Raw genomic sequence first — 11836 nt, forward strand, 5'->3', positions numbered from 1 at the left:
GCAGGCACATCACCCCCAGCCACCCCCACCACATCAAGGTCCACCGCGACCGCCAGCGGACGCGCGAGCCGGCACGCGGCATCCAGCAGGGCCAGTCCGCGTTCGGACGACAACGGCCTCATTCCGCGCAGCCGGGTCAGATCCCTCCGACCCATGTGCCCGGTCATGGCGCTGGTCTGTTCCCACAGCCCCCAGGCCACCGACAGCGCCGGAAGACCGATGGCCCGGCGGTGAGCGGCCAGGGCATCGCAGAAGGCGTTCGCCGCCGCGTACCCGGCCTGACCCGCGTTGCCCACCACTCCAGCGGCCGAGGAGAACAGCACGAACATGCCCAGCGGCAGACCCGCCGTCGCCGCGTGCAGATGGGCCGCGACCGTGGCCTTGGCCTGCCACGCCCGCGCCACTTGTCGCGGGGTGAGCGAGGTGATCACCGCGTCATCCAGGACACCCGCGGCATGGATGACCCCGGTCAGCGGGTGTGCCGGTGCGATCTGGGCCACCAGCCCGGCCACCGCGCCCGCGTCCGTGACGTCCACCGGGACGACCCGCACCTGAGCACCCATATCGCTCAGCCGATCGGTCAGTTCTCGCGCGTCCGGAGCCTCGGGTCCCCGGCGGCTCGCCAGCACCAGATGCTTGACCTGGCGGGTGCGTACGAGGTGTTCGGCGACCAGGCCGCCCAGCAGGCCCGTACCGCCGACGATCAGCACGGTCCCGTCCGGGTCGAGTGCGCCGGGCACGTCGGGATGCTCGGTGGCGGACTCGTCACGGCCTGCGCGCGCCGGGGCCAGCCGGGGTACCAGCAGCTGTCCGGCCCGCATGGCCACCTGCGGCTCATCGGCCCGTACGGCACGCGCCACGGCGTCGGCCACACTGCGATGGGTCGTCTCGGTGGGGGTATCCGCGTCGATATCGACGAGAACGAACCGGTCCGGGTTTTCCGCCTGTGCGCTCCGCAGCAGGCCCCATACGGCGGCACCGGCCAGATCCGGGGCGTCTTCCCCGGCATGCGCGACCGCGCTCCGCGTCACCACCGCCAACCGGGCATCGGCCAGGCGCGGTTCGGCCAGCCAGCCCTGCACCAGCCGCAGTGCGTGCTCGACAGCGATGAGACCATCGGTCGCGCCCGTCATGAGGTCATCGGGTTCACGGGCAGCAGGCAGATACGCCAAGGCCATCGCCGGAGCAGGCGCGCCGCCGTCCATCGCGGCGGCCAACGCCGTCAGGTCCGGGTGGCACACCGCGCCATCGGCACCATCGTCCTGGCCCAACACCACCCAGCCGTCGTCATCCGCCGTGCCCGACCCTGCAGGCAGGGGCGTCCACTCGAGGGTGAACAGCCCACCGGCATCGCGCCAGCCCGCGGACCGGAGCTGCTCGGCGTCGGCCGGGCGCATCGTGAGGGAGTCAACCGTGAGAACGGGAGCGCCCCCGGCATCGGCCACGACCAGCCGTAGCCCGCGCTCACCCGCCGCGCTCTCCTGGCATGGAGTGAGCCGTACGCGGACCGTGGTCGCGTCCGTGGCGTGCAGCGATACGCCACTCCAGACGAACGGCAACCACAGCTGCTCGACCTCCCCCGAGTCGGCCAGCAGGAGGGGGTGCAGTGCTGCGTCGAGCAGCGCCGGGTGGATACCGAAGCCATCATGGTCTCCGGCGGCCTCGGGCAACGCCACCTCGGCCAGCAGGTCCTGGCCGTCGCGCCACGCTGCCCGAAGCCCCTGGAACGACGGACCATACGCGTATCCCGCCGCCGCGGCCCGCTCATAGAACCCCGCTACGTCCAGCGGCCTCGCGTGCGCCGGGGGCCACGCACCGGCCAGCTCCTCCCCAGCGTCACCTGAGGACGGCGGGCTCAGTACGCCTTCCGCGTGGCACGCCCACCCCGGGTCGCCTCCCGGCTCGGCGGCCCGGTCGGGGCGGGAGTACACCCGGACGTCGCGCCTTCCGTCCTCCGCCGCCTCGTCCACCACCACCTGTACGCACAAAGCTCCTGACTCGGGCAGGATCAAGGGCGCCTGAAGGGCCAGCTCCTCGACGCCGCCGCACCCGGCCTCATCGGCTGCCCGCAGCGCCCACTCCACCAGCGCCGCGCCGGGCATCAACACCGCACCCGCGACGCTGTGCTCGGCCTGCCAGCCACCATGGCCGGCAGAGACCCGGCCGGTCAGCAGCAGCCCGCCATCGGGCAGTCCGACCGCGGCGGGCAGTACGGCGTGCTCCACACGCTGCAACCCCGCTGCGGCCACATCGCCCACCCGACCGCTCGCGGCAGCCGCCCAGAACCGCCGACGCTGGAACGCGTAGGTCGGCAGGTCCACGGTGCGCGGTGTCGGCTCGGCGGGGAACAGGGTTGTCCAGTCCACGGGGACGCCCGCGATGAAGGCCTGGGCGAGGGACCGTACGAGCTGGTCCTGACCGCCGTGGTCGCGGCGCAGCGTCGGCACGGTCACCGCGTCGACGCTCGTCCGCTCGAACGTCTCCTGCATGCCGACGGTGAGCACGGGGTGGGTGCTGGCCTCGATGAACACCCGGTGCCCATCGGCCAGCAGCGCCTCGATCGCGTCGGCGAAGCGTACGCGCTCCCGCAGATTCGTCACCCAGTAGGTGGCGTCCAGACCGCCGGTGGCAACCCGGCCGCCGGTCACCGTGGAGTAGAACGTGACGCCTGTACCGGCTGTCTCGACCGGGGTCACGCCCTCCAGCACGCGCATCAGCTCCTCGCGGATCTCGTCGACCTGGGGGCCGTGCGAGGCGTAGTCCACATCGATCAGCCGGGCGCGGTCGCCATTCTCCTGGCACGCCGCCACCACAGCGGCCACCTGCTCTGGTGGACCCGAAATGACCGTGGAAGACGGCCCGTTGACGGCCGCCACACCCACCCCGGCGACCCGATCGCCCAACCCCGACAGCAGCCGGCCGGCCTCCTCCTGCCCCACACCGAGCGACGCCATCGCCCCACCACCAGCCAACTTGCGCAGGGCTCGGCTACGCAGCGCCACCACCTTCGCGCCATCCTCCAACGACAGCGCCCCCGCCACCACAGCCGCCGCGATCTCACCCTGACTATGGCCCACCACCGCCGCAGGCCTCACACCGTGCCCGGCCCATACCGCAGCCAAAGACACCATCACCGCCCACAACACCGGCTGCACCACATCAACCCGGTCTAAACCGCCCCCGGTGCCACGCAATACGCCACTCAGCGACCAATCCACATACGGCGACAACGCCCGCTCACACTCCACCACCCGCGCCGCAAACACCGGCGACACATCGAGCAAGGAAGCACCCATCCCCACCCACTGCGAACCCTGCCCCGGAAACACCAACACCGGACCCGCACCACCCGCCAGCGCCGGAACACCCGAACACACCACACCCGGATGCGACTCCCCCACCGCCAACGCCCCCACCCCGGTCAGCAACTCCGCACCGTCCTCACCCACCACCACCGCACGATGCTCGAACACCGACCGCGACGTCACCAACGACCAGCCCACATCCACCGGCCTCGGCCCGGGGTCCTCGGCCAGCCGTGCCACCAACGCCCGCGCCTGGCCCCGCAGCGCCTCCGCACTCCGCCCCGATACCACCCACGGCACCACACCACCGTGTTCGGGCACCGGCTCCGCCTCGGGTGCGTCCGGTGCCTGCTCCACGATCACGTGCGCGTTGGTGCCGCTGATTCCGAACGAGGACACCCCTGCCCGCCGTGGCCGGTCGCCGCGCGGCCACTCGACGGGCTTGGTCAGCAGCCGTACGCCGCCTCCGTCCCACTCCACGTGGGGAGTCGGCTCATCGACATGCAGGGTCGCGGGCAGCATCTCGTGCCGTAGCGCCATCACCATCTTGATCACACCCGCCACACCCGCCGCGCCCTGCGTATGGCCGATGTTGGACTTCAACGACCCCAGCCACAGGGGGCGGCCCTGCGGCCGGTCCTGGCCGTAGGTGGCGATCAGCGCGTCCGCCTCGATGGGGTCGCCGAGCGTGGTCCCGGTGCCATGGGCCTCGACGGCGTCCACCTCGGACGGGGCGAGCCGGGCTGCGGTCAGGGCCTGGCGGATGACGCGCTGCTGCGACGGCCCGTTCGGCGCGGTGAACCCGTTGCTGGCGCCGTCCTGGTTGATGGCCGATCCCCGGATCACGGCCATCACCTTGTGGCCCTTGCGCCGGGCATCCGACAGCCGCTCCAGCAGCAACAGTCCGACACCTTCGCCCCACCCCGTGCCGTCGGCGGTGGTGGCGAATGCCTTGCACCGGCCGTCCGGGGACAGGCCACGCTGCCGGGAGAATCCGGTGAACACCTCGGGGGTGGCCATCACCGTCACCCCACCGGCCAGGGCGAGCGTGCATTCACCCTGCCGCAGGGCCTGCATGGCGAGGTGGATGGCCACCAGCGAGGACGAGCACGCCGTCTCGACGGTGACGGCCGGGCCTTCCAGGCCGAAGGTGTAGGACACCCGGCCCGACAGGAGGCTCGGGGCGTTGCCCGCGTACCCCTCCGATGCCGTCTCCGGGAGGTCGCCCGAGGCGCCGCCGGTGGTGGCCGTACCGGCGTAGACCCCCGTGGGCGAGCCCTTCAGGGAGAGGGGGGCGATACCGGCCCGCTCGAACGCTTCCCACGCGGTTTCGAGCAGCAGCCGCTGCTGTGGGCTGGTGGCCAGTGCCTCGCGCGGGCTGATGCCGAAGAACTGGGGGTCGAATTGGTCGGCGTCGTCGAGGAATCCGCCCCGGCGGACATAGGTGGTGCCGGGGTGGTCGGGGTCCGGGTGGTAAAGCCCCTCCAGGTCCCAGCCACGGTCGGTGGGGAAGTCGCCGATGGCGTCGACTCCTTCGGACACCAGGCGCCACAGTGCCTCTGGCGTGTCCACCCCGCCCGGGAAGCGGCAGGCGACGCTCACCACGGCCACCGGCTCCTGGGCACGCTCTTCCACCTCACGTAAGCGCAGCCGGGTGTCGTGCAGATCCGCGGACACGCGCTTGAGGTATTCGACCAGCTTTTCTTCGTTCACGTTCACGTTCACCATGAGGTTTCACCCGGCCTTAAGCGATCGTCGCGCCCGGCACATTCAGGACACACCCAGCTCGTTGTCGATGAAGTCGAGGACCTGGGCCGCGGACGCGGACTCCAGCCGTTCCGCGGCGGTCCCGTGCTCTGCCAGGTTCCGCGTCGCCTTCCATGTGGCCAGCAAACTCTCGAGCCGGGCCGTGACCGCCCCGGACTCGTCGTCCGCCACATCGAGGCGGGCCAAGGTGGTCTCCAGCTTGGCCAGTTCGCTGAGTGCCGGGTCGAGGCCCGACCGGCCCGGCGAGCCGTCGTCCTCGGGGGCCAGGCGTTCCAGCAGGTAGTCGGCCAGGATGGCCGCTTCGGGGTAGTCGAAGACGAGGGCGGCGGGGAGCCGCAGGCCGGTGGCGGCGGAGAGCCGGTTGCGCAGTTCCACCGCGGTCAGCGAATCGAAGCCCAGGTCCTTGAAACTGGTGTCTGCCTGGACCGCTTCCGCATCCGCGTGGCCCAGCACGGTGGTCGCGTGGCCACGGACCAGGTCGAGCAGTACCCGGCGCCGCTCGTCGGCGGACCTTCCCGCCAGTCGTCCCGCCCAGTCGACCGGCTGCGCACCGGCGGCCGCCGCCGTACGCCGTTCCGTCGTACGCCCCGCACCGGCGTCCTCGGCGACCAGGGCGCGGAGCGCGGCGGGCAGGGTGGCCGGGGCCTGGGCGGCGAGGACGCGCGTGTTCACATCGGCCGCGATCAGCTGGTGGCCGCCGTGCTGGACCGCGGCGTCGAGCAGTGCCAGGGCGTGGTCGCCCGCCATCGCGGCGATACCGGAGCGGGCCATCCGCGCCAGGTCCGTTTCGGTGAGGTTGCCGGTCATCTCGCTGGATTGGTCCCACAGCCCCCATGCCACGGACACGCCCGGCAGGCCGAGGGCCCGCCGATGGGCCGCCAGCGCATCGCAAAAGGCGTTGGCCGCAGCGTAGTTGGCCTGCCCGGGGCTGCCCATCACCCCGGCCGCGGAGGAGAACATCACGAACATGCCGAGCCGCAGTTCTGCCGTCGCGGCGTGCAGGTGGGCAGCCGCCGTGGCCTTGGCCGCCCAGACGCGGGCCAGTCGCTCGGGCGTCTGCGAGGTGACCACCGCGTCGTCCAGGACACCGGCCGCGTGGATCACCCCGGTCAGCGGGTGCTCCGGGTCGACGCCCTCCACGAGGGCGGCCACCGCGGCGGCCTCGGTGACATCCGCCGCCTCGATCCGTACGCGCGCGCCCAGTTCGCGCAGCCTGGCGCTCAGCTCCTTCGCGCCCGGGGCATCGGGGCCGCTGCGGCTGACCAGCAGCAGATGCCTGATCTGCCAGGTGCGCACCAGATGCTCGGCGACCAGGGCGCCCAGGGTGCCGGTACCGCCGGTGATCAGTACGGTGCCGTCCGGGTCCACCGCGGCCGGGACGTCCAGCACGAGTTTGCCGGTGTGCTTGGCCTGGCTGAGGTAGCGCAGCGCCTCTCGCGCCCGGTCCAGCGGCCAGGACCGTAGCGGCGGCGGCTCCAGGATGCCGGCAGCGAAGAGCGGGCCCAGCTCGGCCAGCATCCGGCCGATGCGGTCCGGTCCGGCGTCCCCGATCAGGTCGTAGACCCGGTAGCGCACACCGGGGTGGTCGGCCGCGATCCGCTCCGGATCGCGGATGTCCGTCTTGCCCATCTCCAGGAGCCGGCCGCCCTCACGCAGCAAGCGCAGCGATGCGTCGACGAAGGGGCCGGCGAGACTGTTCAGCACCACGTCCACGCCACGGCCGCCGGTGGCCTCCCGTACGACGTGCTCGAAGTCCAGGTCCCGCGAGGAGGCCCGATGCGCCGCGTCGATGCCCATGGCTTCCAGCACCGCGTGCTTGGCGGGGCTCGCCGTGGCATAGACCTCGGCGCCCAGATGGCGGGCGATCCGCACCGCCGCCATGCCCACGCCTCCGGCGGCCGCATGGATCAGCACCGACTCACCCCCCCGGAGGCCGCCCAGCTCCACCAGTCCGTACCACGCGGTGAGGAACACCACCGGCACCGCGGCCGCCTGCCGGACACTCCACCCGGCGGGGATCGGCGCCACCATCCGCGCGTCCGTCACCGCCAGCGGGCCGAACGCACGGTCGAAGACACCCATGACCCGGTCGCCCACCGCCACCTGGGTCACCCCCGGGCCGACCGCGACCACCACACCGGCGCCCTCGCCGCCCAGTCCGGTCTGGCCGGGGACCATGCCCAGACTGATCAGCGCGTCGCGGAAGTTGATGCCCGCCGCGTGCACCGCGACCCGTACCCGGCCCGCGCCCAGGGGCTCCAGCACCTCGGGGCAGGGCACCGGTTTCACATTGTCCAGCGTCGCCGCGCCCGTCAGTTCAAGCCGCCACGCGGGCTGCCCGGCCGACCCCACCACTCCCCCGCTGCTCGGCCCACCGGCGCGCATCAGCCGGGGCACCAGGATCCGCCCGCCGCGCAGCGCCACCTGGGGCTCGTCCCTCGCCACGGCCCGCCGTACGGCATCCACCACCCTGTGGCCGGGCACCGCGCAGGCCGGGTCATCAGCGGGGTCGAGGTCGAGCAGAAGGAAGCGGCCCGGATTCTCCGCCTGCGCGCTGCGCACCAGCCCGCACACCGCGGCACCGGCCGCGTTCACCCCGTCGTCGCCGTTCTTCGCCTCGCCCTCGGGTGTGCCGATCGCGACCGCGCCCCGGGTCACCACCACCAACGGGGCATCGGACAGCCGCGGCTCGGCCAGCCAGCCCTGGACCAGCTCCAATGCCTCTTCGGTCAGGGCCAGGCCCGCGTCCGCCACATCGCTACCTGGGGTGGGCGCGGACAGGCAGGCGATCGCCATGGAGGGGGCGGGAGCACCGCCATCAAGCGCGGTGATCAGCGACTCCAGACGCGGATGGCAGACCGCGGCATCCCCGGCCTGGGACGGTCCCGCCTGGCCCAGCACCACCCAGTCGGCAGCCGTCGGTGACTCGTCGGCGTCGTGGCCTTGCTCTGGTGTCGGCAATGGTGTCCAGTCCAGGGTGAACAGCCCCTCCACCTCGGGCCCCGCACCAGCCCGCAGCTGATCCGGGTCGGCCGACCGCATGACCAGCGCATCGACCGTCAGGACCGGAACACCCACCGCATCGGCCACGGCCACCCGCAGGCCCCGCTCACCCTCCGCACCGTCCGCCTGCCGCGGCCGGGGAGAGAGCCGGACCCGGACCGTCGTCGCGCCGCCCGCCCACAACGACACGCCGCGCCAGGCGTACGGCAGCCACACCCGGGTGCCGTCCCGTTCCCACTCGGACGGGTCGAGCAGCAGCGCCGGATGCAGGGCGGCATCCAGCAGTGCGGGGTGGATGCCGAAGCCGTCGCGGTCACCGGCGGGCTCGGGCAGCGCCACTTCGGCGAGGACATCCGTACCGTCCCGCCACACGGCCCGTACGCCCTGGAAGGACGGGCCGTACGCGTATCCGGCCGCCGCCGCGCGCTCGTAGAAGCCCGTCACATCCACCGGCTCCGCCCCTGCGGGAGGCCACGCCCCGGACGGCTCCTCCGGCCCGCCATCGGTGGACTGTGGGCTCAGCACACCCTCCGCATGGCACACCCACCCCGGGTCGGTGCCCGGTTCGGCAGCGCGGTCGGGGCGGGAGTAGATCCGTACATCGCGCCGCCCGTCCTCGGTGACGGGGCCCGCCACCACCTGGACACGCAACCCGCCGGACGCGGGGAGCACCAGCGGGACCTGGAGCGCCAGCTCCTCCACCCCACCGCAGCCCGCCTCATCGGCCGCCCGCAGCGCCCACTCCACCAGCGCCGCACCGGGCACCAGCACCGCGCCCGCCATCACGTGTTCGGCCAGCCACGTCTTGCCGCCACCGGCCGAGATCCGGCCGGTGAGCACGATCCCGCCGTCGGCCAGCCCCACCGCCGCGGGCAGCAACGCATGCTCCACACGCTGCAATCCGGCGGCAGCGACATCACCGACTCCACCGGCCGCGGACAGCCAGTACCGTTCGCGCTGGAAGGCATACGTCGGCAGCTCCACCGTCCTCGGGGCGGGATCGGAGGGAAACCAGCTGGTCCAGTGCACATCGGCACCGCGGGTGTGGAGTTGGGCGAGGGCACGGCCGAAGGCATGGACTTCGGGTTGCTTACGGGTCAGTGTGGCCGCCACCAGGGGGCTGGGCCGCTCGGTGTCCGGGGCGGCTTGGCCGAGTGTGTGCTGTGTCGCGGTGGCCAGGACCGGGTCCGGGCCCAACTCCAGGAAGACGGCCGCCTCGGGGGCGATACGGGTGATGGCGGGGTGGAAACGGACCGGCTTCCGGATGTGCTCGGACCAGTAACCGGGTGTGGCGATCCGCTCGTCGGCGGCCTCCCCGGTGAGGTTGCTCAGCACGGGGAGGGTGGGCCGGTGATACGTCAGCTCCGCGATGGCCTGGGCGAACGGCTCCAGGATGGGGTCCATCGACGGGGAGTGGAAGGCATGGCTGACGGTGAGGATCTTGGTCTTACGGCCCTTGGCGGCCCAGGCGGCGCTGATCCGGGCCACCCGTTCAGCGGGCCCGGAGATGACCGTGTTGCCGGGCGTGTTCAGGGCGGCGATACCCACGTGGCCGGCGTGCTCGGCAAGGTCCTCGGCAAGCTCGTCGGGAGCGGCCGCGATGGTGGCCATGCCGCCACCTTCCGGGAGCCCGCCCATCAGCGTGGCGCGGGCGGCCACCAGTCGGCAGGCGTCCGGCAGATCGAAGACACCGGCCACATGGGCGGCGGCGACCTCCCCGATCGAATGACCGATCACCACATCGGGGCGGCAGCCCAGCGAGTCCAGCAATCGGGCGAGGGCGACGTGCAGCGCGAACAGCCCTGCCTGGGCGTAGGTCGTGTGGTCCAGCAGCCCCGGCCGCTCGGGCACGCCGGTGAACGCCACCTGTCGCAGCGGGAGTTCAAGATGGGGGTCGAGCAGGCCGCAGACCTCGTCGAACGCCGCGGCGAATACCGGAAAGCGGTCGTACAGCCCGGCGCCCATGCCCACGCGCTGGCTGCCCTGCCCGCTGAACAGCCAGACCGTCTTCCCGGACGGGGCCGCGTCCGAGGGCGGTTCCACCACGCCCGAGTGCTGCTCACCGGCCGCCAGTGCCTCCACCGCCGCCACCATGTCCGCCCGGTCGCTGCCCAGCACCACGGCTCGGTGCTCGAACAGCGACCGGGACGTCAACAGCGACCATCCCACCTCGGCGGCCGACGCCCGCGGGTCCGGCGCCAGGTGCCCGGCCAGTGCCGCGGCCTGCCCGCGCAGCGCCTCCGTGCTGCGCGCGGACAGCACCCACGGCACGACCCCGCTCTGCTCGGGCGCCTGCTCTGGCTCGGGCGTGTCCGGGGCCTGCTCCAGGATGAGATGAGCGTTCGTACCGGAGGCGCCGAAGGAGGACACTCCAGCACGGCGAGGCCGCCCGCTCCGCGGCCACTCCACGGGCTCGGACAGCAGCCGCACCGCGCCACCGGCCCAGTCGACGTGCGGCGTCGGCTCGTCGATGTGCAAGGAAGCGGGCAGTACACCATGCCGCATGGCCTGCACCATCTTGATCACACCCGCCACACCCGCGGCCGCCTGCGTATGCCCGATATTCGACTTGATGGAACCGAGCAGCAGTGGCTGATCGGCGGGCCGTTGCCGGCCGTACGTCGCCAGCAGCGCCTGCGCCTCGATCGGATCGCCCAGCGTGGTGCCCGTACCGTGCGCCTCCACCGCGTCCACCTCCGACGCCGACAAGCCCGCACCGGCCAGCGCCTGCCGGATCACCCGCTGCTGCGACGGCCCATTCGGCGCCGTCAGACCATTCGACGCACCATCCTGATTCACCGCCGACCCCCGGATCACCGCCAGCACCCGCCGGCCATGGCGCCGCGCATCCGACAACCGTTCCAGGAGCAACAGGCCGACACCCTCACTCCAACCGGTGCCGTCGGCAGCGGCGGCGAAGGGTTTGCACCGGCCGTCGGGAGCCAGGCCGCGCTGACGCGAGAAACCGGTGAACACATCCGGCGTGGCCATCACCGTCACACCACCCGCCAGAGCAAGCGTGCACTCACCCTGCCGCAACGCCTGCGCGGCCAGATGCATCGCCACCAGCGATGACGAACACGCCGTATCCACCGTCACCGCCGGGCCTTCCAGACCCAGCGTGTACGCCACCCGACCGGACACCACACTGCCGGAGCTGGCGAGCATGGCGTAGCCCTCAAGCCGTGCGTCGCCACCGCTGAGACCGGCCGCGTAGTCGTGGTACATCACCCCGGCGTAGACACCGGTCGGGGTGCCCTTCAGCGACATCGGGTCGATACCGGCCCGCTCCACCACCTCCCACGCCGCCTCCAGCAACAGACGCTGCTGCGGATCCGTCGCCAACGCCTCACGCGGATTGATGCCGAAGAACCCCGCGTCGAACGCGTCGGCGTCGTAGAGAAACCCGCCTTTTCGGGCATAGGACGTGCCCGGGTGGTCGGGGTCCGGGTGGAAGAGGCCGTCCAGGTCCCAGCCCCGGCCGGTCGGGAACTCCCCGATCGCCTCATCGCCCGAGGACACCAGATCCCACAGGCCCTCAGGAGAGGTGACCCCGCCCGGAAACCGGCAGGTCATCGCGACGATCGCGATCGGCTCGCCGGTGTCCGTCGCCGTCACGACGGGTGCAGTGGTCGTCTCCCCGCCCAGCCGGGTGCACAGGTAGGCGGCCAGGGCGTGGGGGGTCGGATAGTCGAACACCATCGTCGCGGGCAACCGCAGCCCCGTCACCGCCGCCAACCGATTACGCAACTCCACCGCCG

The 11836-nt window shown here is 72.4% G+C and carries 2 protein-coding genes; both read right to left on the reverse strand.

Annotation, left to right across the window (positions count from 1 at the left end):
* On the reverse strand, nt 1-5033 hold a 5033-nt coding region (locus ABZ562_RS40775; RefSeq protein WP_361490445.1), incomplete at its 3' end, for a type I polyketide synthase.
* A 42-nt stretch (nt 5034-5075) separates the two neighbouring features.
* A partial coding sequence (locus ABZ562_RS40780) for an SDR family NAD(P)-dependent oxidoreductase (RefSeq protein ID WP_361490448.1) occupies nt 5076-11836 on the reverse strand: 6761 nt, incomplete at its 5' end.

The sequence above is a fragment of the Streptomyces sp. NPDC019937 genome, assembly GCF_040631655.1.
Taxonomy (GTDB): Bacteria; Actinomycetota; Actinomycetes; order Streptomycetales; family Streptomycetaceae; genus Streptomyces.